Here is a 22,578-nt window from a genome sequence, read left to right as displayed (position 1 = left end):
ACTCAGCAATCCAGCGAAGCGAAAGGCTGTCCCGTGTCGATGAAGGTCTCCGACTACGTTCTCCAGCGGCTGCGCGAGTGGGAGGTCGAGCATGTCTTCGCCTACGCGGGCGACGGCATCAACGGCCTGCTCGCCGCCTGGGGGCGGGCCGACAACAAGCCCCAGTTCATCCAGGCCCGGCACGAGGAGATGGCCGCCTTCGAAGCGGTCGGCTACGCGAAGTTCTCCGGCAAGGTCGGAGTGTGCGCGGCCACTTCCGGGCCCGGCGCCATCCACCTGCTCAACGGCCTGTACGACGCGAAGCTCGACCACGTGCCCGTCGTCGCGATCGTCGGGCAGACCAACCGCAGCGCCATGGGCGGCTCCTACCAGCAGGAGGTCGACCTGCTGAGCCTGTACAAGGACGTGGCGGGCGACTACTGCGAGATGGTCACCGTCCCGGAGCAACTGCCCAACGTCATCGACCGGGCGATGCGCACCGCGTACGCGAAGCGCACGGTGACCGCCGTCATCATCCCCGCCGACGTGCAGGAACTGGACTACACCCCGCCCACCCACGCCTTCAAGATGGTGCCCTCCAGCCTCGGCATGGCCGCCTACCTGCCGATCCCGGCCGAGAGCGAGATCACCAGGGCGGCCGAGCTCATCAACGCGGGCGAGAAGGTCGCCATCCTCATCGGCCAGGGTGCCCGCGGCGCCCGCGCGGAGGTGGAGCAACTCGCCGAGGTGCTGGGCGCCGGGGTGGCCAAGGCGCTGCTCGGCAAGGACGCGCTGCCCGACGACCTGCCCTATGTGACGGGCTCGATCGGACTGCTCGGCACCCGGCCCAGCTACGAGCTGATGCAGGACTGCGACACCCTGCTCGTCATCGGATCGAGCTTCCCCTACACCCAGTTCATGCCCGACCTCGACCAGGCCCGCGCGGTGCAGATCGACATCGACCCGCACATGGTGGGCCTGCGCTACCCCTTCGAGGTCAATCTGGTCGGCGACGCGGGCGAGACCTTGCGCAGGCTGCTGCCGCAGCTGAAGCGCAAGCAACACGGCAAGTGGCGCAAGAAGGTCGAGAAGGACACCGCGCGCTGGTGGGAGGTCATGGAGCGGCGGGCCGCGGTGGAGGCCGAGCCGATCAACCCCGAGTACGTGGTGCACACCCTGGACGCCCTGCTGCCCGACAACGTGATCCTGGCCGCCGACTCGGGCTCCTCCGCGAACTGGTACGCCCGCCACCTGCGCCTGCGCGGCGGCATGCGGGGCTCCCTGTCCGGCACCCTGGCCACCATGGGGCCCGGCGTGCCGTACGTCATCGGCGCCAAGTTCGCCCACCCCGACCGGCCGTGCATCGCGCTCGTGGGCGACGGCGCCATGCAGATGAACGGCCTCGCGGAGCTGATCACCGCCGCCAAGTACTGGCAGGAGTGGGCCAATCCGCAACTGATCGTCGCCGTCCTCAACAACCAGGACCTCAACCAGGTCACCTGGGAGATGCGGGCCATGTCCGGTGCCCCGCAGTTCCTGCCGTCGCAGTCGCTGCCCGACGTTCCGTACGCCGATTTCGCGCGCTCGATCGGCCTGGACGGCGTACGGGTGGAGAAGCCAGGCGAGGTCGAGGCGGCCTGGCGGCAGGCGCTGGCGTGCGACCGGCCGTTCGTCATCGACTTCCGCACCGACCCGGCCGTGCCGCCGATCCCGCCGCACGCCTCCCTCGACCAGATCGAGGCCGCGGCCGCTGCGATCGTCAAGGGCGACAGCGACCGCACCGGCATGATCCGCCAGGGCCTCAAGGCCAAGGTCCAGGAGATGCTCCCGGGCCACAAGCACCGCGACGGCTCCGGCAGCGAGCACGCCAAGTGATCCAGTCCGACGCCCCGTTGGTCGAGGAGGTCGGGGCCGCCGCCTACACCGTGGCGACCGACGCCCCGGAAGGCGACGGCACCCTGGCGTGGGACGAGACCACCCTGGTGGTGGCCGAGGCCCGCGCCGGCCACACCACCGGACTCGGCTACACCTACGGAGCGCCGGAGAGTGCCGCCTACATCCGCCGCAGACTGGCCCCCGTGGCCACCGGCCGCTCCGCCTGGGACGTCCCGGCGGCCAACGAGGCGATGACCCGGGCGGTACGCAACGACGGCCGCCCCGGCCTTGTCGCCGGGGCGGTCTCCGCCGTCGACATCGCCCTGTGGGACCTCAAGGCGAGGCTCCTCGGCCTTCCGCTGACCCGGCTGCTCGGCCAGGCCCGCGCCGACGTGCCGGTGTACGGGAGCGGAGGCTTCACCACGTACGACGCCGGGCAGCAGGATCGTCAACTGCGGCACTGGGCCGAGGAGTTGGCCATCGCGCGGGTCAAAATCAAGATCGGGGAGTCGTGGGGGAGCGCAGAGGGGCGCGACCGCGAACGCATCGCCCAGGCACGCGCCAGCATCGGTGACGCCACCGCCCTGTACGTCGACGCCAACGGCGCCTACACCGTCAAACAGGCCGTCGACATCGCCCGCTGCCTGCACGACCACGGCGTCACCTGGTTCGAGGAGCCCGTCTCCTCCGACGACCTCGAAGGCCTGGCCCGGATCAGAGCCGCCATCGGCGCCGAGGTGGCCGCGGGTGAATACGGCTACACCCTTTCCTACTTCGGGCACATGCTGCGGGCCGGCGCGGTGGACTGCCTCCAGGCGGACGCCACCCGCTGCGGCGGCCTCACCGTCTGGCTGCGCGCGGCCGCCCTGGCCGAGGCGTTCGGCCTGCACATCTCCGGGCACTGCGCCCCGCATGTGCACGCGGCCGTGGCGGCGGCCGTGCCCAATCTGCGCCATCTGGAGTGGTTCCACGACCACGTACGCATCGAGTCCCTGTTCTTCGACGGCACCCTGGACCCCGCGGGCGGCCACATCACCCCCGGGGCCGACGGCGCCCCGGGCCATGGGCTGACCCTGAGAACCGCCGTCGCCGAGCGCCACCGCAGCGGCTGAGGGGGTTCGGGCCCAGCCCGCGGCATGCGGCCGGTCCACGCCGAGCCCCTGTCGCCGCCCAGTAACGAAAGGCCCGCCATGCCCGAGACCGTCGTCATCACCGGCGCGAGCGCCGGCATCGGCCGTGCCACCGCCCGGCTGTTCGCCCGGCGCGGCGCCAACGTCGCCCTCATCGCCCGCGGCGAAGCCGGGCTCGACGCGGCCGCAGCGGACGTCGAAAGGCTCGGTGGGCGCCCCCTCGCGCTGCCCACCGACGTCGCCGACCCCGAGCAGGTCGAGAAGGCCGCCGACATCGCGGAGGCGACGTTCGGGCCCATCGACATCTGGGTCAACGTCGCCTTCACCTCGGTCTTCGCCCCCTTCACCGAGATCTCCGCGGAGGAGTACCGGCGCGTCACGGAGGTCACCTACCTCGGCTGTGTCCACGGCACGCGCAGCGCGCTCAGCCGGATGCTGCCGCGCGACCGGGGCACCATCGTGCAGGTCGGCTCCGCACTCGGCGAGCGCTCCATTCCGCTCCAGTCCGCGTACTGCGGAGCCAAGCACGCGGTGAACGGCTTCACCTCGTCGGTGCGCACCGAACTCCTGCACCGCAAGAGCCGCGTGCGGATCACCACCGTGCAGATGCCGGCCGTCAACACCCCCCAGTTCTCCTGGGTGCGTACCCGCCTGCCCCACCACCCGCAGCCGGTCCCGCCGATCTACCAGCCCGAAGTCGCCGCCCGCGCCGTCCTGTTCGCGGCCGACCACCCGCGGCGCAAGCAGTACTACGTGGGCGCGTCCACGGTCGCCACCATCTGGGCCAACCGGTTCATGCCCGCCGTTCTCGACCGCTACCTCGCCCGGACCGGCTTCGCCTCGCAGCAGCGCGACGACCTGCCTCCGGAGACCGTACGGGGCAATCTGTGGCATCCCCTCGACCAAGCGCCGGGGTCCGACCACGGCGCCCACGGCATCTTCGACGACGAAGCCACGTCCCGCTCGCCCCAGACGGCGGCGGCGCACCATCCCCTCGTCACCACGGGCACCACCCTCGGGGCGCTCGTCGCGACGGGATGGGCCGTGCGCCGGTACCGGAACAGGGCGTGAAAGGGGTCTCGGCCCGAGGTTTTCCCTTCCGGGTCCGTGGTAGTTCGGTAGGGCGTCCCTTGCGTACGAAGGGGCGTAGGCGCCGGACGGGTTGGGACCATCAGCCGCCGGCGCCGCCCGCGTCCGGCCCCGGTTCCGCGCGATCGGGTGCCGGGCGGCGGCATACGCCAGATCCGCCGGCCCCGGCCGAGACCCCTGCTGGACAGCCTCGGCCCAGGGCCCGGCGCCGCGCGGTTCGCGCAGCCCCGTGATCCCGGGCGTCACGGCGCCTGAGAGCGGTTACGGCGCGATGGCTTCGGTGGTGATGAGGTCGATCAGGGCCGGCATGCCCGCTCGCGCGAGAGCCTGACGCTGGCGGTCGGCGCCGTTGCCCTGGCGGAGCAACCGGTGGATGAGTGCGCCAACTTCCCGGTCGTCGCCGGCCTCTTCCAGCGCTTCGGCGATGTGCTGGGTGAGCAGGTACAGGGTGTCGCCGGCACTGCGGGGGCGGCCGGTGGGATCGACCAGCTTGCCGCTGAGGCCGTGCCGGGCGGCCTGCCACATCGCGGCCTGCAACAGCTCGGGCGCGCACTCGGGTTCCGGCTCGCCGCTCTTGTGCTCACGAAGAGCGGTGGCCGCCAGGGCGCGTACGATGCCCGCGAACATCACGGCGTCGTCCGCCCTCAACTGCACGTCCAGGCAACGGACTTCAAGGGTGGGATAGCGCTCCGACAAACGCGCCTGCCAGTACAGCTGCCCGGTGTCGGCGATGACCCCGGACTCGACCAGCGCGGCGGTACGCCGCTCGTAGTCCGTGAGGTCGGCGAAGGCGGGCGCGACGCCGCAGACCGGCCAGCGACTGAAGACGGTGGTGCGCCAGCTCGCGAAACCGGTGTCGTGGCTCTGCCAGAGCGGGGAGTTGCCCGACATGGCCAGCAGGGTCGGCAGCCAGACACGGATCCGGTTCAGGACGGCGACGGCGACCTCCCGGTCCGGCATCGCCACGTGCACGTGCATCCCGTTGATCAGCTGCTCGTTCACCAGCTGCCGGGCCCGCACGTGCAGGTCCTGATAGCGCGGCTGGCACGTGACGGCGACGAGGGAGTCCCCGGCCAGCGGGGCCGCCGCGGTCGCCGCGAGCCGACAGCCGAGCGGCTCCGCGGCGGCGCCGACGGCATGGCGCAGACGCAGCAGATGACCGCCCACTTCGTCGAGGGTCTCGCAGACGGGCGTCGCGACCTCCACCTGTGACTGGAGCAGCTCGGCCTGCAGCTCGCGCTCCTGCACCACCGGTCCGAGGCCCGCGGCCGCCCGTACCTCATCGGACAGGGGCGCGGGCTGCCCGGAATCCGGGTCCACCAGCAAATACTCTTCTTCGACCCCAATGGTGATCACGAGATGTGAGTACCCCGCTTCCTGCTCCGCGTACCGGCTTCCCGGCCGCCCGGCTGCCACTGAAGACCGGCTCCGAAACCGCGCTGCGAAAGCCTGTTCCGGCCAGTCATCGCAGGCCCATTCTCCGCTCCTGTTGCGTTTGCCGCCGTACGCGGCATGCTGGAGGAATCCGCGCTGTGCTCATCCGGCTACTTTTAGTAGCCCTTGCGTGGTGGCGGACGCGGGAGCGGCCGACGAGCCGCTCCCGCCGGACAAGGGAGCAGCAGTGATCACCATCGAACATTCCCGCCAGTACACCCTGAACCTGCGCGCGACGCCGGACCGCATACCCCAGGTGCGCCGGATCGTCGCCGCGCACCTGCGGCACTGGCGTCTCGACGCGGTCATCCAGCCTGTCAGCCTCGGTGTGTGTGAACTGCTCACCAACGTCCACCGGCACACCGCAGGCGACCACATGTGTGTGCTGCAACTGCGCTGGGCCCGCGGTCAGCTCACCGCGTCCGTCGCCGACAACGACCCGCGCCTGCCCCGCCTCCGGGGGCCACGCCCCTTCGCCGAACGCGGCCGCGGCCTGGCCATGGTCGCCCACCTCAGCGACAGCTGGGGCACCCACCCCACCGCCGACGGCAAAGTCGTCTGGTTCACCCTCACCGCACAGCCCCAGGCCCTGCGCCCGCTCAGATCCCTGCCCCCCGAGCCCAGCCTGGCCGCGGCCGCAGCCCTGCCCGCCAGAGTGCCCCGCTTCGCCGGACCGGCCCGCGCCTTCGCGCAGCCGGTCCCCTCGCCCTGCGCCGGCATCGCGTGAGGTACGGGGCCGACCCGGCAACGAGTCCGCGCGGGGCGGGCGGCCGCCGCACGCTCTCGCGGGGCCCGGCCACGTTGCGTTCCTTGCGCCGCCGGTGCACGATGCCCGGGGCAGCTCCCCAGTCCCGGGTCCGGTCGGTGGAGGTGGCGTCCATGTGTCGTCTGTTCGGCCTGAGCAGTGCCCCGCGCCGCAGTCATGCGACGTTCTGGCTGCTCGACGCCCCCGACAGCCTCCTGGCGCAGAGTCACCGGGACCCGGACGGCACGGGCCTCGGGTACTTCGAGCCCGACGGCACACCTCAGGTCCGCAAGGCGCCCGACGCCGCGTACCAGGACCGCGCCTTCGCCCGCGAGGCCAAGCAGATCTGCTCGGCCACCTTCCTTGCCCACATCCGCCTCGCGTCGACCGGCAGCCTCACGGCCCGCAACACCCATCCCTTCCAGCAGGACGGGAGGCTGTTCGCACACAACGGGGTGATCGAGGGCCTGGAAGCCCTGGACGCCCAGCTGGGAACGGACCTGTCCCTGGTGGGCGGTGACACGGACTCCGAACGGTTCTTCGCCCTGATCACCCGTGAGATCCGTGGGCGCCGCGGCGACATCGGCACCGGCATCGAGCGCGCCGCCCGCTGGGTCGCCGCCCATCTGCCCGTCTACTCCCTCAACTTCATCCTCACCACCCCGAACGAACTGTGGGCGCTGCGCTACCCCGGCACCCACGAACTCCATGTCCTTGAGCGCCCCGCGGGCGGCCAGCACGGAGCGCGCCACCTGGACCACAGCGGCACGGCCGGCCTCATGCGCGTCCACTCGGGCGACCTCGCCGACGCTCCGGCGGTCGTGGTCGCCAGCGAGCGCATGGACGACCATCCACAGTGGCGCCCGTTGCAGTCCGGCGAACTGCTCCACGTCGCGCCCGACGGCCGCGCGCACCGGCGGCTCGTCCTGCCGGACCCGCCGGCCCACCCGCTGCGCCTCAGCGACATGTCGGCCCGCGCTGCAGCCTCGCAGAAGCCGCACGGGTGAGCCCGGCCGAGGCACCGAGGGGGCGCTGACCCGCCCCGGCCGCCCGGACCGAGCGCTTCGTGCCCGGCCGGTCAGCGGCCGAGGGCCTTGCGCAACTGCTCCTTGTTCATGGAGGAGCGGCCGTCGATGTGGCGCTTCTTCGCCTCTTCGTAGAGCTGGTCCTTGGTCGGCCCCTGCGCGCCGCTGTGGGAGCGCTCGCCACCGCGCTGGTAGGCCGACTTCATGTCCTGCGTCGAGGTCTTGCTGGCGGTCTTCGACTCGCCCGCCCGCGCACGCTCCTTGTTGACCGTGCGCGCGGCGATCTCCTTGGCGCGCCTGTCGGACGCCCCGCGCTCCTCGGCGCTCTCCTTGATGTGCTCGTACTGACGCTCTCGCTTGTTGCTGGAACCTGCCGGCATGACGTCACTCCTCATGTGTGTGATCTCTGAGTGCGCGGTCTCCATACGCGTGATCTCCGCGTGTACGTGTACGGGGCGGGCGCGGACCCGAGTCGTCCACGCCGCGCCGCAGGGCACGCGACGACCGCTCCCCAACAGTTCACTGCCAAGCGCCGCCGGCCGCGACGCGGGGCGGTCCGGGAGGGGTACCCCCGGCTCCGTTCCCACACACCCGGCGTCAGCCGCGCTCCGGACTCGCGTAGCGGTGCCGGGTCCACAACGGCAGCGCGAACCAGCAGGCGAGGTACCAGGTGACCACCCCCGTCACGAGCCAGGGCACGAAGGCGTGGTGGTGGGACGCCACCCGCAGGACGAGCAGGAGGGCCGAGGCCATGGTGGCGAGCAGCAGGGTCAGGCCGACGAGCGTGAGACGCGAGGCCCACAGAACGGTCTCCGGTTTGATGCGGTGGCCGGACAGGAGCCGGTGCAGCGAGACCGGCCCGACCAGGGCGCCGGTCGAGGCCGCACCGAGCATCACCGTGACGACGTAGATGGTTCTGTCCAACTGCTCCAGTTGCTGGTAGCGGGGCGTGAACACGACGGTCAGCAGAAAGCCGAACAGGATCTGCACGCCGGTCTGGGCGACGCGCACCTCCTGCATGAGCTCGCTCCACTTGCGGTCGGCGCGCTCGTCTTCCGTCTCGTCCCGCCCGCCCCCGGCGGCGGACCCGTTCGTCCCTGGTCGCCGTCCGGCGCCGGGGGGCGGCTCGTCGTCGCTCCGATCGCTCTTCACACCGCACTCCTTCCTGGGAGGACAGACGGGGAGTCCGACGCGCGGAGCCGCTCTCCCGGATGCCGGGCCGAAGAGGGACGTGCCTACTTGTGGTCCTCCGGATGCGTGTCGTGGTGCGTCTCGCTGGGGTCGGGGTTGTGCCAGGACTCCGAGCGGGCCTGGGGCTCCTGCGACGGCGCGGTCATGCGGGCGGCGCGACGGGCGCCGTACCAGAACGCCGCGATCAGCACGGCGACGACGGCGATGCCGACGATCACGAACAGCCACGCCGCCGAGTTGTTGGCGGCGAGCGTCTGCGAAGAAACGAAGGTGCTCATGAACAAGCCCTACCCGGGGCGGGGCGTAAGTGCCACCGGGAGTCCCCCGGCTGCCGGTGTCCCTCACCGCGCGGGGGAGGGGCGCCATCCGCGGTCTCGCCCGGAGCGTAGGGGGCGCGGCGGTCGGGGTGAAGGCGGCGGATTCCGGTTGGGGCGTGTGAGGGCCGGAAGTCGGGGCACCAGGGGGTGTGTCGTATCCGCTTCGAGTAGGGGGGTTCCCTCTCATGTTGATGGCTCACCCGGCTGTGCTCCGTGACCTGCTGGACGAGTACGAGGTGCTCAGTGCGCTGAAGGCCGCCGACGGGGACCGGGCGACGCGTCAGCGGCTGGACGACGTCGCCTACACGCTGTGTGTGTCGACGGGGACCCGCGACATCGACGCCGCCGTGATCGCCGCGCGGCACCGGTTGCCCGGTGCGCGCACCTTCGACGACTCGGTGCTCACTGCCTGAACGGAGTGCTCCGGCGGGCAGCGGACCACGCTTTCGTCAGCCGACGGGCAGCGTTTCGGGGGCGGTCAGTTCGTCCGCCCCCGCCGGGACCGGGACGGCGGCGAAGATCGCGTCCTGCTGGGCCTGGAGTTCGCGGGCGCGCTCGGCACTGGTGGTGGGCAGGCGCTGCTCCTCGTAGAGCTTGTGGGTGACCTCCTGCGCGTCCTTGCTCTGCGGGGTGTGGAACTGGACCTCGAAGGGGTGTCGTGAACGAGGCTCTCGCCACGCCGAGTTGATGGCCTTGTACCCCTTGCCCCGGGCCCATGTGTTGGACCACTTGATGGTGTCGTTGCCCCAGGAGGACAGCACCTCGGAGGCGATCGCGACCCCTTGGGTGTAGCGGCCGTCGGGCCATTGCAAGGTGTAGCGCACGGAGTCCTTGATCTCGGCGAGTGCCTCGTTCACTTCCTCTCCCGGATGTTCCAGCAGGGAGGTGGCGACCTTGCGCTTGAGCGAGTCGGGTGACTTGAGGCGGTGGTCGAACCCGATGACTTCGGCGCCGCTGATCCGGGCGGCCGCCTGCACCTGGGGGCTGATGGTTTGCTCGGCCGACTTCGCCCGGTCGTAGAAGGCGTCGACCGCGGCGTTGTCGGTGGCGTTCAGCGACAGGCCTTCACCACTCCAACCTCCGTCATCCGCGGACTTGTTGAGCAGGCCGGCCTTGCCGGGCTTGTCGGCCCAGGACGCCGCGGTGGCGCCGTGGACGGCGCCCGCGCCGACGGCGGTGGCCAGGGCGACTGCGGTCGCGGCCCGCGAGAGGGTGGTGCTGAGGTTCATCGGGGTGGTCGTTCCTTTCTCGGTGACGACCGTCCGCTGCCCGGGGCGATACACGGGCCGGCGGCGCGGCCTCTGACGAACGACCCAACAGGAACAACCCCTTCCAGGTGATCACGCCACCCGGAACCGGACGAAATCTGGCCTGATCGCACCGCGTCCCGATGTGATCCGGCCCCTGATCGGCCCACCGCTCACCCCGCGTACGGGTCCGCGACCGTGCCCGGCCCGGCGAGGAAGGCGAAGTCGCAGCCCGTGTCGGCCTGGGTGATCTGCTCGCTGTACAGGGCTCCGTAGCCGCGCTCGTAGCGGGCGGGCGGCGGCGTCCAGGCAGCCCGGCGACGGGCCAACTCCCCCTCACTCACGTCGAGTTGGAGGATACGGGCTTCGACGTCGAGGGTGATGGGATCTCCCGTGCGGACGAGCGCGAGGGGCCCGCCGACGTACGACTCGGGCGCGATGTGCAGCACGCACGCACCATAGGACGTACCGCTCATCCGGGCGTCGGAGATCCGCACCATGTCCCGCACTCCTCGCTTGAGGAGGTGGTCGGGGATGGGCAACATGCCGTACTCCGGCATTCCAGGGCCGCCCCGGGGGCCCGCATTGCGCAGCACGAGGACATGGTCGGCGGTGATGCCAAGGGACGGGTCGTCGATGGTGCGCTGCATGCTCCGGTAGTCGTCGAAGACCATCGCGGGGCCGGTGTGCCGGAGCAGGCGCGGCTCGGCGGCGATGTGTTTGATCACCGCCCCGTCGGGACAGAGGTTGCCGCGCAGCACCGCCACGCCGCCCTCGTCGGCCAGCGGCCGCGAGCGCGGCCGGATCACGTCGTCGTTGTGGACGAGCGCCCCGGCGAGCTGTTCGCGCAGGGTGCCGTGGCCGACCGTGGGCCGGTCGAGGTGGAGAACGTCGGTCAGACGGGACAGGAAGCCGGGCAGCCCGCCGGCGAAGTGGAAGTCCTCCATCAGGTACCGGCCGCCGGGGCGCACGTTGGCGAGGACCGGCACCGTGCGGGCGATCCGGTCGAAGTCGTCAAGCGTCAGCCGCACCCCGGACCGTCCGGCCATCGCGATCAGATGGATGACCGCGTTGGTGGAGCCGCCCAGTGCGAGCACGGTGGCCACCGCGTCCTCGTACGCCTCGGCCGTCAGGATGCGCGACAACCTCAGGTCCTGCTGTACGAGGGTGACGATCCGCAGTCCGGAGGCCGCCGCCATGCGGTCGTGGCCGGAGTCGACCGCCGGGATCGAGGACGCGCCCGGCATCGTGACGCCCAGCGCCTCGGCCGCCGCCGTCAGCGTCGAGGCCGTGCCCATCGTCATGCAGTGACCGGGCGAGCGCGCCAACCCGCTTTCCAGCTCGGCGAGTTCACAGTCGCCGATCAGCCCGGCCCGCCGGTCGTCCCAGTACTTCCACATGTCGGTACCGGACCCGAGGACCTGGTCGCGCCAGTGGCCGGGCAGCATCGGTCCGGCGGGCACGAACACGGTGGGCAGATCGACCGACGCCGCCCCCATGAGCAGGGCGGGGGTGGACTTGTCGCAGCCTCCGAGCAGCACGGCCCCATCCACGGGGTAGGAGCGGAGCAGCTCCTCGGTCTCCATGGCGAGGAGGTTGCGGTACAGCATCGGTGTCGGCTTCTGGAAGGTCTCCGAGAGGGTGGCCACCGGGAATTCGAGCGGGAATCCGCCCGCCTGCCACACTCCGCGCTTCACCGCCTGCGCCCGCTCGCGCAGGTGGACGTGGCAGGGGTTGATGTCGGCCCAGGTGTTGAGGATCGCGATGACGGGCTTGCCCAGGTGCTCCTCGGGCAGATAGCCGAGCTGCCGGGTGCGCGCCCGGTGCGAGAACGCGCGCAGTCCGCCGGACCCGTACCACCGATGGCTGCGCAGCTGCTCGGGGCGTACGGTCACAAGGTCCACCCGGCGATCAAGGTGGAGACCAACTCGCGCTGATGATAGGGAAGTTGGCTGCTCGGTGCTCTGAGATCGCGGCGGCACAGTCCGAGCGCGGCGAGCGCCTCCTTCACCACGGCCACGTTGTCGGCCGACCCGTGCGCGGCGCGCAGCTCCTCGAAGGGTCTGATCCGCTCCCAGATCTTCATGGCCGCACGTTGGTCGCCCGCGCGCAGGCGGGCGAGGAGCTCCAGCGAGAGGGCGGGGGCGACGTTGGCGAGGCCCGAGGTGAAGCCGGTGGCGCCGACCGCGAAGTAGGAGGGGGCGTAGAGCTCGGCGAGTCCGGCGATCCACACGAACCGGTCGAGCCCCGCGTCGCGGGCGAACGCGGCGAACCGGGCGGCATCCGGCGCCGCGTACTTCACCCCGATGACGTTCGGGCACAACTCGCCCAGTTCCGCGAGGCGTTGGCCATCCAGCCGTAGATCGCGCAGGTAGGGGACGACGCCCAGTTCGGGCACGGCTTCGGCGATGGCGCGGTGGTAGTCGACCCAACCGCCCTGCGAGACGTAGGGGTGGGCGGGCTGATGCACCATCACCATCTGTGCCCCGGCGGACCGGGCGTGCTCGGCGGAGGCGATCGCGGTCGCCGGATCGAGGCCGACGCCCGCCAGGACCGCCGCCCGGCCGCCCGCCTCGGTAACCGTCAACTCCGTTATGATGTGCCGCTCTTCGGGGCTCAGGGCGTGGAACTCCCCGGTGTTCCCGTTGGGCGTGAGGGTACGGACGCCGGCCGCGAGGAGCCGGGTCACGAGGGTGCGGTACGCGGTGGTGTCCAGGGTGTCGACTGCGGTGAAAGGGGTGACGGGGATCGCCACGACACCGGCGAGCGCAGCCCGCTGGGCGGAGAAGTCGCGGGTGGTCATGCCTGGCCCCTCTCGTCGGGCGCGGTCTGTTCGGGGAAGGCTCGTCGGACGAACGAACCGATGTGGTCGTGCAGGGCGCGGGCCGCGCCGTCGGCGTCCCCGTCGAGCGCGCGGCGCAGGATGTCGCGGTGCTCGGCCGCCTCGCGCTGCCACGACGGCTGGGCGGCCCAGGCCGCGGCCGCGACCAGGGCGGCCTGGTCGCGCACCTCGTCGAGCATCCGGGTGAGCAGGGGATTGCCGCACGGCAGATACAGCGCGCGGTGGAACTCCCGGTTGGCCAGGGACCGCTCGGCCGCGTCCTTGGCGCGGTCGGCGCGGTCCAGGGCCTCCTCGGCGGCCGCGAGACCGGCCCGCTGGGCGATCGTGCGGCGTACCGCCTCCGGTTCGAGCAGTAGCCGGACGTCGTAGACCTCGCGGGCCATGTCCGCGTCGACCCTGCGGACGGTGACGCCCTTGTACTGACTCATGACCACCAGGCCGGTGCCGGCCAGCGTCTTGAGCGCCTCGCGCACGGGCGTCTTCGACACGCCGAACCGGGCCGCGAGGTCCACCTCGACCAGGGCCTGGCCGGGGCTGAGCGCGCCGGTGAGGATGGCGTGCCGGATCGCGTCGAGGACGAACTGGGTGCGGGAGGGGATGGGGACAGGGAGGGAGTTGAAGGCCATCGGCACTCTCGGACCTCGCGTATCGCGTCTCATATATGACGTACGACGTGCAACGCGATGAAGCTAGAGCGACCCCGGCATCCCGTCAATGGGTCGCGCAACTCCCGTGCCACGTAAGGGCGGTGCGGAGTTCGGCAGAGATATCCCCCGTGCCGTTCAGGAGCGGTCGAGCAGCGTGGGAGCGGCGCGTTCGAGTACGGACCCGACGCGCTCCCAGGTCTCCACATCTCGTTCCACCGGCGGTAGTTCGGTGTCGCGGCCGGTGTCCCAGTCCTGCGCGATCGCGACCGGATCGGCGCCGGAGGCGGCCGAGGCGGCGAGCGCGGCCGCGCCCACGGCGACCAGCTCCGTGGCGGCCGGAATCACCAGCGGGCGACCGGACAGGCGTCGTACCGTCTCGACCCAGGTACGCCCCTGGGCCCCGCCCCCGATGAGACGCAGCGGTCTGGCCGCGACGCCGGGCGCGTCGGGGTCGAGGCCGCAGGCGCGCAGCACCTCGTCAAGGGCGCGCAGCACGGTGACGACGGCGCCCTCGTAAGCGGCACCGAGGAGTTGCCGCGGTGTGGTGGCGTGGCGCAGGCCGGTCAGCAGCCCGGAGGCGGCCGGTAGATCGGGGGTGCGTTCGCCGTCGAGGTAGGGCAGGAGCACGGCGTCGCCGCCCGGTTCGGCGTCGTCGCGGTCCAGGCGGAGCAGCGCGGCGATCCGGTCTACGGCGAGGGTGCAGTTCAGGGTGCAGGCGAGTGGGAGGTGGGTGCCGTCGGCGGCGGCGAACCCGCTCAGAGCGGGGCTGGTGGGGCGCGTGCGGGTCGCCGCGAACACCGTGCCGGAGGTGCCGAGGCTGAGGACGGGATGGTCGAGGAGTCCGGCGCCGCCCAGTCCGAGGCCCACGGCCGCGCTCATGTTGTCGCCCGTCCCGGCGGCCACGGCGATCCCGGATGCAAGCCCGAGGAATTCGGCGGCGCCCGGGGTGAGGGTGCCGATGCGGGCGCCGCCGGTGGCGGCGACCGTGGGGAGCAACTCGGCGTTCAATCCCAGGAGTTGGAGGATCTCGGCGTCGTATGCCCGGTCGGCCGTGGAGTACCAGCCGGTGCCGGATGCGTCGCCCGGGTCGGTGGCGGCGACGCCCGCGAGCCGTTCGGTGAGGAAATCGTGGGGAAGGCGAACCGCCGTGCAGGCGGCGGCGGTTGTGGGTTCGTGCTCGCGCAGCCACTGCCACTTCGCGGCGGTCACCGCGGCGACGGGGACAGAACCGGTGCGGTCGGTCCAGCTGTGCGGCCCGCCGAGCGCCGCGGTGAGGGCGGCGGCCTGCGGGGCGGAGCGGGTGTCGTTCCACAGCAGCGCCGGACGCAGCGGACGCCGGTCCCGGCCCAGGGCGACCAGGCCGTGCTGCTGCCCGGCGACCGCGATGCCGGTGACCGCGGACGCCGGCGCCCCGGACTCCTTCAGGCCGGCGGCGACGGCCTCGCCCAGCGCCTGCCACCACTGCTCCGGGTCGCTCTCCCGAGCACCCGCCGAGCCCTGGACGCGATGCGCCGCCCGGCCGACGGCGAGCGTCCTGCCGGTGGCGGCGTCGGCGAACAGGGCCTTGGTGGACTGGGTGGAGCTGTCCACGCCGATGACGACCTGGCTGCGGGGCATCGAGACACCTCTCTGCGGGGCAGGGTGAGATTTGAGTGCTAAGGAAACAAATTAGGCGAAGGTCTGGGGTTACGGAAGCCGTCACGATCATGCAGGATTCGATAAGCAAGAAAACAAATAGCTCCGGTGGTCGCCGGGCGGACCTTGGCAAGGTGGCGAAAAGGATGACGGAACGCTTCACTCCGACTCCCGAGGACAAGTTCTCCTTCGGGCTGTGGACAGTGGGCTGGCAGGGCCGCGACCCGTTCGGCGACGCGACCCGTCCCGCCCTGGACCCGGTCGAGTCGGTCCGGCGCCTGGCCGAGCTCGGCGCGTACGGTGTGACCTTCCACGACGACGACCTGATCCCCTTCGGCGCATCGGACACCGAGCGGGAATCCCACGTCAAACGCTTCCGGCAGGCGCTCGACGCCACCGGCCTCGTCGTGCCGATGGCCACCACCAACCTCTTCACCCACCCCGTCTTCAAGGACGGCGCGTTCACCGCCAACGACCGCGACATCCGCCGCTACGCGCTGCGCAAGACGCTGCGCAACATCGACCTCGCCGTCGAGCTGGGGGCGCACACCTACGTTGCCTGGGGCGGCCGAGAGGGAGCCGAATCCGGTGCGGCCAAGGACGTACGCGTCGCCCTGGACCGGATGAAGGAGGCCTTCGACCTGCTCGGCGAGTACGTCACGGAACAGGGCTACGACCTGCGCTTCGCCGTTGAACCCAAGCCCAACGAGCCGCGAGGCGACATCCTGCTCCCCACCATCGGTCACGCCCTCGCCTTCATCGAGCGTCTGGAACGCCCCGAACTGGTCGGCGTCAACCCCGAGACCGGGCACGAGCAGATGGCCGGACTCAACTTCACGCACGGCATCGCCCAGGCGCTGTGGGCGGGCAAGCTCTTCCACATCGACCTCAACGGACAGTCCGGCATCAAGTACGACCAGGACCTGCGCTTCGGCTCCGGCAACCTGCGCGACGCCTTCTGGCTCGTCGACCTGCTCGAATCCGCCGGCTACGAGGGCCCCAGGCACTTCGACTTCAAGCCGCCGCGCACCGAGGACATCGACGGTGTGTGGGCCTCGGCAGCCGGGAACATGCGCAACTACCTTGTCCTGAAGGCTCGTTCGGCCGCCTTCAGGGCCGATCCCGAGGTGCGCGAGGCACTGCGCGCCGCCCGCCTGCACGACCTCGCCCGTCCCACCGCCGAGGACGGTCTCGCCGGACTGCTCGCCGACCGTTCCGCCTTCGAGGACTTCGACGTCGAGGCGGCGGGGGAGCGCGGCATGGCTTTCGAGCATCTCGACCAGCTCGCGATGGACCACCTGCTCGGTGCTCGCTGAGCAGCCCGCGAGCGGCTGAGGCGGGCGGCGGCCGGCCGTCACCCATGTCAGCCGCCGCGGCCGCGCGGCGCGGGCCGCTTGTCAGCGGCCGTCCGCGGGCTCCGTCCACGCCGCCGGATCGGCCAGCACGTCTCGTACGACCAGGGCGGCCGCACCACGTGCCGCGTCCCCCGCCAGGGAGGAGGCGCGCAGCCGCCCGCTGTCGGGCGACCACAGCCCGGACACCGCCCGGCCCGCCAGCACCCGGTCGGCCGCCGGCGCCAGCCAGGGCATCAACTCCGGGTAGATTCCGCCCAGTACGACCGCGTCCGGGTCCAGTAGGTTCACTGCTCCAGACAGCCCGCGCCCCAGCATCAGGCCCGCCCGCTCGATGGCGGACACCGCAGGCCCGTCGCCCCGCTCCGCCTTCAGCGCGAGCTGCGCGATGCCGTGCGCACCGGAGCTCTCGTCGATTCCGGCGGCGCGCAGCAGTGCACCCTGGCCCGCGTACTGCTCCAGACAGCCGCGCGCACCGCACCGGCACGGGGGGCCCGCCGGATCGATCACCGTGTGGCCGATCTCCCCCGCGAAGCCGTGTGCCCCGCGCAGCAGTTCACCCCCGATGACCACCGCGCCGCCGACACCGATCTCGCCGGAGACGTAGAGGAAACTGCGGACCCGTCCCAGACCGCCGAACCACAGCTCGGCCAGCGCCGCCAGATTGGCCTCGTTCTCCGAGCGCACCGGCAGCGCGGGGCCGGCGGGGCGCAGCTCGGCCAGCGCCTCGGCGAACAGCTCTTGCGCCGACACCCCGCTCCACCCGAGGTTGGGTGCCTGGCGGACCGTGCCGTCACTGACCAGGCCGGGCAGGGCGAGCGTCCCACCCACCGGCCGCAGCCCCTGCTCGTGCGCCGAGCCCAGTGCGCGCGATGCGATGGCCGCCGCTCGTGCCAGCACGTCGGCGGGCCGCGCCCCCCGGTTGTCGACGTGCTCGGTCAGCCGCACCCGGGCCGTCCCGGCCAGGTCCACCACGCAGACGGCCACATAGTCGATGTTGACCTCGACGCCGAGGCCGGCGGCGCCCGTGCGGGCGGGGGTGAGGACCGTGCCGGGCCGCCCGGCCTGACCGCTGAACGTCTTGCCGGACTCGGTGAGGAATCCGCTCTCCAGCAACTGCTCCACCAGGGAGGAGACGGCCGGTCGGGTCAGCCCGACCCGCGCCGCCACCGCGGCCCGCGTGGCCTCACCCGCGTCGTGGACGGCACGCAGCACCAGGCTCAGATTGTGCCGCCGCACGGAGTCGTTGCCGGCCTTGCTCTCCTGCGGGGTGAAGTTGCTCTTCATGTCCGGTCGAGCCTATGCGATCCCCTTCGGCAGGGGACCGCGGGCCCGGTGGCGGGAAGGCGAGGCGGGCGAGGGGATGCGAGACCGGTCTTCGTCGGCCGCCGGGACTCTCAGCGGTGCGCGGGCATCCCGGACTCCAGCTCCGCCACCCGCGCGAGGAGCGCGTCGCGACCGATGGGGTCGGTCCGCGTCGATGCCACCGTGCAGGCGTACGCCCCGGCGACCGCACCGTAGAGCGCGCACCGCAGCGGGGGCTCTCCGGTCAGTTGCCCGAAGAGGAAGCCGGAAGCGAAGGCGTCGCCCGCGCCGTTGGAGTCCACCACCGGCGCGGGCGGCGGCACGGCGGGCACGTGGGTCACCTCGTCGTCGGCCAGCAGATACGCGCCTTCGGCCCCCGCCGTGGCCACCACCACCCGGGCCCGGCCCCGCTCGGCGATCCGGCGCATGGTCCGCTCCGGGTCGGCGAGGGCCGCGGTGGAGACGAAGACGACGTCCGCCGCACGGGCGAACGGCTCGTGGTAGGGATTGCGGCCGTCCCAGTCGTGCAGGTCCGTCGAAATCGTCACCGCGGCGCTGCGCAGTGCGGGCAGGGCGAACGCGCACGGGTGGGTGATGGAGACGTGGGCATGACGGCTGCGCGCTGCCAGGGCCAGGACCGCGTCCTCGGGCAGCCGGTCCGCCTCCCGCGCGCGGCTGTCGTCGTACAGCGAAAGCCGCCGCCCGTCGGGTCCGACGAGATTGACCGCCCGCTTGGTGCCGACGGGCTGCGGCACCTCGGTCAGCGCGATGCCACGGTCCCGGTGCAGCGCGCGGACCAGGTCGCCCTCGTGATCGTCACCGATCATGTCGATGTGATGGGTGCGCAGGCCAAGCGCGCTCACACCGAGCGCGACGAAGTCCCCGGTCTGCCCCGCGCGCGTCTCGATCCCGGGCCGGATCAGATAGCTGTCGGCGTACGGAAGCGGCAGTTGGGGCACGTGGACGATCGTGTCGACGCCGGCGCCTCCCAGCACCAGGACATCGGTGTCGCCGGCCATGAACACCACTCCTGATCGTTGACTTGCCGCCCTACCGGGTGGCCGAGTCAAGCAGCAACTTCGACCCCCGGGCAAGAACTTGCTGAAAGATTCTGCAAGTTGATGGTGGTGGGGGGTGCGGTGAGACGAGCCCCTCCACGAGTGACGGCCGACGCGACAGCCGCCACCCCTTACGCGCGTGTCACTTCCGCAGCGAGTCGGTGAACCGTGCCTCGTAAGCCGACGCCAGGTCGCCCAGCGCCTGGCTGCCGTCGCCCGTATAGGACGGGCCGTGCATCAGCCCCAGCGAGTCCGGCCGGCCTGCGCATGGTCGATGCGGTCTCGGCCGTGAGGCACGACGCCTTGAAGACGTCCTCGGCCGCGAGGGCAGGGCCGATGATCTCGCTCTCCGCCAGGGCCGGGGGCGTTGCCGATGGCGGTGAACAGGTCGCCGCACAAAAGGGTCCGGGTCGTCTCCTCGTGCATCACTCCGGCGTCCCAGCCGTGCTGCACATGAGGCGTCTCAAGGCGCCGTACCCGCTTGCCTCCGAGGTCCAGCACCTCTCCGTCGCTCAACGGGCGCGGCGGGCGGTCGGCCATGTCGTTGACCGACACGATGCCAGGGCGCGCCGTCCCCGGCCGCCGGGTGCGGGCGGCGACGCGGGTTCCCTTCGATGGCCGACGGCGCCGGTGGCCCCGGTGCCGCTGAGCGGAACTCAGCGTGAGCGGGGCCTGAGCAGGTCCTCGACCAGGGTGTCCACCAGACCGCGGGGCATGCTCGCCCCCATCAGGGCGCGATAGACGATCGGGCCGACCAGAGCGTCCATCGTGGCGTCGGGGCCGAGCGAGGGCGAGATCTCCCCGGCGTCGATCGCGCGCGCGAGCATCGCGCGTTCCTGGGCGCGGCGTGGGCCGAGGTAGCGCTCGTGAAAGCTCTTGGCCGTGCCGGGGTGGTGCTGTGCCTCGGCGATGAGCGCGAGCAGGACCTTGCCGGCCGGGTCGCGGCTGAGGAACCGGGCGAAGCCGCGCAGGTAGCCGCTGATGCTCTGGGCCGTGGGGTTCTCCGGGACGGGAAGGCGTTTGTCGCTGTCCTCGATGAGTGTGTCGAGGAGGATCTCGACCTTCGAGGGCCACCAGCGGTAGATCGTCTGCTTCGCGACACCGGCGCGGCGCGCGATCGCCTCGACGGTCAGCGCGCCGAAGCCGTGCTCGACGAGCAGATCGTCCGCGGCATGCAGGACCGCCAGACGTGCGGCCTCGTCGCGTCGGCTGCCGGAGCGGGGCCTGCGGGGCTGAGAGCTGGTGGCGGGCATGAAGCACACAATACCCGCCAGTGGACGCCGTGTTGTTGTTTAGACGCAACGTCTCGTCTAAGCTAAATTTCCCACTCTGAAGGAGCGCTGACTGTGTCCACCATGTCCAACCGCCAAGCCCTCGTGATCGGAGCCTCGCGAGGGTTAGGACTCGTCCTCGCCGACGAGCTCGCCCGACGCGGCTGGCGCGTCATCGCCACGGCGCGACAGGACGACGCCGAGTTGCGGGCGAACGCCGATGCCTGGAAGGGACGGCTGACGGTCGAGTCGCTGGAGATGACGAGCGCCGACCAACTGGCCGCTCTGCGCGAGCGCCTGGAAGGCTCTCGACTCGATCTGCTCTTCGTCAACGCCGCGATCGACCGGGGCGATCTGCCGATCGACAAGGTCCCGACCGACATGTTCACCGAGGTGATGATCACCAACGCATTGAGCCCGCTGCGCGCCCTGGAGGCCCTGCGCGGACTCGTCGCGCCGGGCGGAACCGTCGCGGTCATGTCCTCCGAACAGGGCAGCATCTCGCGCAACACCGAGGACGGGTACGAGCTCTACAAGGCCAGCAAGGCCGCGCTCAACCAGCTGATGCGCAGCTACGCCACCCGCTACGGCGACGACGGACAGACCAAGCTGCTCATCGACCCCGGCCACAACCGAACGCGGCTCGGCGGACCCGACGGGCCACTCACCCCCCAGGAGAGCATCCCGGCCGTCGTCGACGTCCTCGAAGCGCAGACCGGCGCCCATGGACTGCGGTTCCTCGACCGCCACGGTGAGACCGTCCCCTGGTAGAGCTCCCCGACGCCCGTGCCGAGCCGGAATCCGTACGGTGACAGCCGGTGCGGCTCACTCACCCCCGGGCGCGGATGGCCGCCGTGCACACATCGGCGGACTCCCGTACCGCGGTCGGCTGGTTCGGTGACATGCCCGTAAGACCCACCAGGGTGTCGCCCACGGGGTGGACAGCGGGGCGGGCGTGCGGGGTCACAGGCGGAAGATGACCAGTGCGGTGTCGTCGGTGCTGCCTGCCGACGGGATCATTTCCGCCAGCAGGGCGTCGGCGAGGGTTTCGGCGTCGGCCGAACAGTGGCGGGTGAGGCAGTCGGCGAGCCGCTGAAGGCCCGCGTCGATGTCCTCGCCGCGGCGTTCGATGAGTCCGTCGGTGTAGAGGACGAGAGTGGAGCCTTCGGCGAAGGCGGTTTCGGCCTCGGGTCGGCGTGTGTGTTCGGGGTGGGCGCCCAGCGGCGGGTCGGTGGCCTGGTCGAGGAACTCGACCGTGCCGTCGGCATGGAGCAGCGCGGGCGGGGGGTGGCCCGCGCTGCTGTAGGTGAGGGTGCGGTTGGGGCAGTCGATGACGGCCTGGACCGCGGTGCTGGACTCGGCGCCCTCCACGTCGCGGGAGTACAGGCCGAGTGCTTCGAGGGCGGTCGCGGGGCCGTCGGCCACCCGTACGGCCGCGCTCAGCGCGCTGCGGAGCTGTCCCATGACACCGGCCGCGCGCAGGCCGTGGCCGACGACGTCGCCGACAGCGACCGCGATGCGGTCGCCCGGCAGCTCGGCCAGGTCGTACCAGTCGCCGCACACGTTGAGGGTGCCGACGGCGGGGCGGTAGCGCACGGCTGCCCGGTGATGGGCCAGCGCCACGGGCTCGGGCAGCATCGCGGCCTGGAGGATCAGTGCCACCTCGCGTTCACGCGCATGAGCCCGGCGCAACCGTTCGTTGACTTCCTGTAGTTCGCGAGCACGTGTGTACAGCTCGGCCTCCAGCACCCTGGCCCGGTCCCCGCCATTGCTGCGGTCGCGGGCGCGGAGCAGTTCGGTGACCTCCTCCACCCGGTGCAGCAGCAGCGCCACCTCCCCGTCCGGGCCGAACACCGGGGCGTTGACCGGGCTCCAGTACCGCTTCTCCCACCTGCCGGTCCGGTCCGGGCGCTCGACGTCGTAGCGCTGCAACGCCATGGTGTCGCGCTCGCCGCCGGCCACCACACGCATGAGGGATGCCTGAAGGTTGCGCATGCCGGTGGCAGCGGGGTCGCCGGGGTTGTCCGGGAAGACGTCGAACAGGTAGTGGCCCACCACCTGCTCGCGGGTGCGCCCCGCCATCCGCAGGAAGTCCTCGTTGGCATCCGCGAACACGAGGTCGGTGGTGAGCAGGGCCACCGAGCCCGGCAGGGCCTGGAACACCGCCTCGTAGTCGATCCCGGGTTGCTTCACGACAGCTCTCGTCTCCTTGCGTGCCACTCGAGTGCGGCGAGGGCGCCGGGCGCGGTCCCGTGTCTGTCGCTTTCCCCTCCGTACGGCCTCCGGAATCGGATGGCCCGCAAGCGGCAGGACGCGGTACCGGTCTGGACGAGTGTGCAGCGGAAACGACCACGGCGCGACCCGGCCGTACGGCGGCTCACAGGTCCCGGGGACCGTTCGCTCGCTCCGGCGCCCAGCGCCGTTGGTCGTCGGGTC

General features: G+C 71.7%; 22 protein-coding genes. 8 read left to right on the top strand and 14 right to left on the bottom strand.

Translation table 11 applies throughout. The features are described from left to right. The first annotated feature begins 39 nt into the window (after positions 1 to 39). The 3 genes from OG522_RS04185 to OG522_RS04175 all read left to right on the top strand — a co-directional run bounded on the left by OG522_RS04185 (position 40) and on the right by OG522_RS04175 (position 4,055). On the top strand, positions 40 to 1,854 hold the full coding sequence (locus tag OG522_RS04185) for a thiamine pyrophosphate-requiring protein (protein WP_329467479.1): 1,815 nt from the start codon (positions 40 to 42) through the stop codon (positions 1,852 to 1,854). After that, positions 1,851 to 2,966, top strand: a complete 1,116-nt coding sequence (locus OG522_RS04180) for an enolase C-terminal domain-like protein (RefSeq protein ID WP_329461550.1) — start codon at positions 1,851 to 1,853, stop codon at positions 2,964 to 2,966. Before OG522_RS04185 ends, OG522_RS04180 begins: the two co-directional genes overlap by 4 nt. A 78-nt stretch (positions 2,967 to 3,044) precedes the next feature. After that, positions 3,045 to 4,055 carry an SDR family oxidoreductase gene (locus tag OG522_RS04175; protein WP_329461549.1) on the top strand — a complete coding sequence of 337 codons (1,011 nt, stop codon included), beginning with the start codon at positions 3,045 to 3,047 and terminating at the stop codon, positions 4,053 to 4,055. A 279-nt stretch (positions 4,056 to 4,334) separates the two neighbouring features. Here OG522_RS04175 and OG522_RS04170 read toward each other — a convergent pair whose 3' ends face one another. Next, positions 4,335 to 5,429 (bottom strand): carboxylate-amine ligase, encoded by a 1,095-nt coding sequence (locus tag OG522_RS04170; protein WP_329461548.1) that lies wholly within the window; start codon positions 5,427 to 5,429, stop codon positions 4,335 to 4,337. Between the two features lie 265 nt (positions 5,430 to 5,694). Here OG522_RS04170 and OG522_RS04165 point away from each other — a divergent pair, with 265 nt between their 5' ends. Both OG522_RS04165 and OG522_RS04160 read left to right on the top strand, forming a co-directional pair. Next, on the top strand, positions 5,695 to 6,234 hold the full coding sequence (locus OG522_RS04165; RefSeq protein WP_329461547.1) for an ATP-binding protein: 540 nt from the start codon (positions 5,695 to 5,697) through the stop codon (positions 6,232 to 6,234). Between the two features lie 152 nt (positions 6,235 to 6,386). Then, the gene (locus tag OG522_RS04160; RefSeq protein WP_329461546.1) at positions 6,387 to 7,259 is read left to right on the top strand and encodes a class II glutamine amidotransferase; all 873 of its coding nucleotides are present in this window, start codon (positions 6,387 to 6,389) and stop codon (positions 7,257 to 7,259) included. Between the two features lie 71 nt (positions 7,260 to 7,330). Here OG522_RS04160 and OG522_RS04155 read toward each other — a convergent pair whose 3' ends face one another. The 3 genes from OG522_RS04155 to OG522_RS04145 all read right to left on the bottom strand — a co-directional run bounded on the left by OG522_RS04155 (position 7,331) and on the right by OG522_RS04145 (position 8,746). Then, a complete protein-coding gene (locus tag OG522_RS04155; RefSeq protein WP_329461545.1) occupies positions 7,331 to 7,657 on the bottom strand; it encodes a plasmid stabilization protein in 327 nt (108 codons plus the stop codon). A gap of 217 nt (positions 7,658 to 7,874) precedes the next feature. Beyond that, positions 7,875 to 8,429, bottom strand: a complete 555-nt coding sequence (locus OG522_RS04150) for a DUF6328 family protein (protein WP_329461544.1) — start codon at positions 8,427 to 8,429, stop codon at positions 7,875 to 7,877. 83 nt (positions 8,430 to 8,512) lie between these two features. Continuing rightward, entirely contained in the window at positions 8,513 to 8,746 is a 234-nt protein-coding gene (locus OG522_RS04145) for a DUF6479 family protein (RefSeq protein ID WP_329461543.1), read from the bottom strand. Between the two features lie 224 nt (positions 8,747 to 8,970). On the opposite strand from OG522_RS04145, the gene OG522_RS04140 reads away from it, so the two are divergent. Further along, positions 8,971 to 9,198: a DUF5133 domain-containing protein gene (locus OG522_RS04140; RefSeq protein WP_329461542.1), complete on the top strand. Its 228-nt coding sequence runs from the start codon at positions 8,971 to 8,973 to the stop codon at positions 9,196 to 9,198. Between the two features lie 36 nt (positions 9,199 to 9,234). Here OG522_RS04140 and OG522_RS04135 read toward each other — a convergent pair whose 3' ends face one another. The 5 genes from OG522_RS04135 to xylB form a co-directional block, all read right to left on the bottom strand. Continuing rightward, the gene (locus tag OG522_RS04135; protein WP_329461541.1) at positions 9,235 to 10,014 is read right to left on the bottom strand and encodes an ATP nucleotide 3'-pyrophosphokinase; all 780 of its coding nucleotides are present in this window, start codon (positions 10,012 to 10,014) and stop codon (positions 9,235 to 9,237) included. Positions 10,015 to 10,205: 191 nt separating this feature from the next. Then, complete coding sequence (araD, locus tag OG522_RS04130; RefSeq protein ID WP_329467478.1) at positions 10,206 to 11,927, bottom strand: L-arabinonate dehydratase; 1,722 nt, start codon at positions 11,925 to 11,927, stop codon at positions 10,206 to 10,208. Then, positions 11,924 to 12,835, bottom strand: a complete 912-nt coding sequence (locus OG522_RS04125) for a dihydrodipicolinate synthase family protein (RefSeq protein WP_329461540.1) — start codon at positions 12,833 to 12,835, stop codon at positions 11,924 to 11,926. The genes araD and OG522_RS04125 overlap by 4 nt, the downstream gene beginning before the upstream one ends. Continuing rightward, positions 12,832 to 13,500 carry a GntR family transcriptional regulator gene (locus tag OG522_RS04120; protein ID WP_329461539.1) on the bottom strand — a complete coding sequence of 223 codons (669 nt, stop codon included), beginning with the start codon at positions 13,498 to 13,500 and terminating at the stop codon, positions 12,832 to 12,834. Before OG522_RS04120 ends, OG522_RS04125 begins: the two co-directional genes overlap by 4 nt. Before the next feature lie 156 nt (positions 13,501 to 13,656). Continuing rightward, positions 13,657 to 15,138: a xylulokinase gene (gene xylB, locus OG522_RS04115; protein WP_329461538.1), complete on the bottom strand. Its 1,482-nt coding sequence runs from the start codon at positions 15,136 to 15,138 to the stop codon at positions 13,657 to 13,659. 164 nt (positions 15,139 to 15,302) lie between these two features. On the opposite strand from xylB, the gene xylA reads away from it, so the two are divergent. Further along, complete coding sequence (gene xylA / locus OG522_RS04110; RefSeq protein WP_329461537.1) at positions 15,303 to 16,472, top strand: xylose isomerase; 1,170 nt, start codon at positions 15,303 to 15,305, stop codon at positions 16,470 to 16,472. Between the two features lie 81 nt (positions 16,473 to 16,553). Here the strand turns inward: xylA and OG522_RS04105 are convergent, their stop codons facing one another. The 3 genes from OG522_RS04105 to OG522_RS04095 form a co-directional block, all read right to left on the bottom strand. Further along, entirely contained in the window at positions 16,554 to 17,795 is a 1,242-nt protein-coding gene (locus OG522_RS04105) for an ROK family protein (RefSeq protein ID WP_329461536.1), read from the bottom strand. A 110-nt stretch (positions 17,796 to 17,905) separates the two neighbouring features. After that, on the bottom strand, positions 17,906 to 18,832 hold the full coding sequence (locus tag OG522_RS04100; protein ID WP_329461535.1) for an adenosine kinase: 927 nt from the start codon (positions 18,830 to 18,832) through the stop codon (positions 17,906 to 17,908). A gap of 695 nt (positions 18,833 to 19,527) precedes the next feature. Next, positions 19,528 to 20,124 carry a TetR/AcrR family transcriptional regulator gene (locus OG522_RS04095; protein WP_329461534.1) on the bottom strand — a complete coding sequence of 199 codons (597 nt, stop codon included), beginning with the start codon at positions 20,122 to 20,124 and terminating at the stop codon, positions 19,528 to 19,530. Positions 20,125 to 20,226: 102 nt separating this feature from the next. Here OG522_RS04095 and OG522_RS04090 point away from each other — a divergent pair, with 102 nt between their 5' ends. Further along, positions 20,227 to 20,913 carry an SDR family NAD(P)-dependent oxidoreductase gene (locus OG522_RS04090; protein ID WP_329467477.1) on the top strand — a complete coding sequence of 229 codons (687 nt, stop codon included), beginning with the start codon at positions 20,227 to 20,229 and terminating at the stop codon, positions 20,911 to 20,913. Between the two features lie 58 nt (positions 20,914 to 20,971). Here OG522_RS04090 and OG522_RS04085 read toward each other — a convergent pair whose 3' ends face one another. Further along, complete coding sequence (locus tag OG522_RS04085) at positions 20,972 to 21,109, bottom strand: hypothetical protein (protein ID WP_329461533.1); 138 nt, start codon at positions 21,107 to 21,109, stop codon at positions 20,972 to 20,974. Beyond that, positions 21,106 to 22,335: a PP2C family protein-serine/threonine phosphatase gene (locus OG522_RS04080; RefSeq protein ID WP_329461532.1), complete on the bottom strand. Its 1,230-nt coding sequence runs from the start codon at positions 22,333 to 22,335 to the stop codon at positions 21,106 to 21,108. Before OG522_RS04080 ends, OG522_RS04085 begins: the two co-directional genes overlap by 4 nt. Positions 22,336 to 22,578: the final 243 nt, after the last annotated feature.

It is taken from the genome of Streptomyces sp. NBC_01431 (assembly GCF_036231355.1).
In the GTDB taxonomy this organism is placed as follows: domain Bacteria; phylum Actinomycetota; class Actinomycetes; order Streptomycetales; family Streptomycetaceae; genus Streptomyces.
This window is presented reverse-complemented; position numbering and strand designations above follow the sequence as displayed.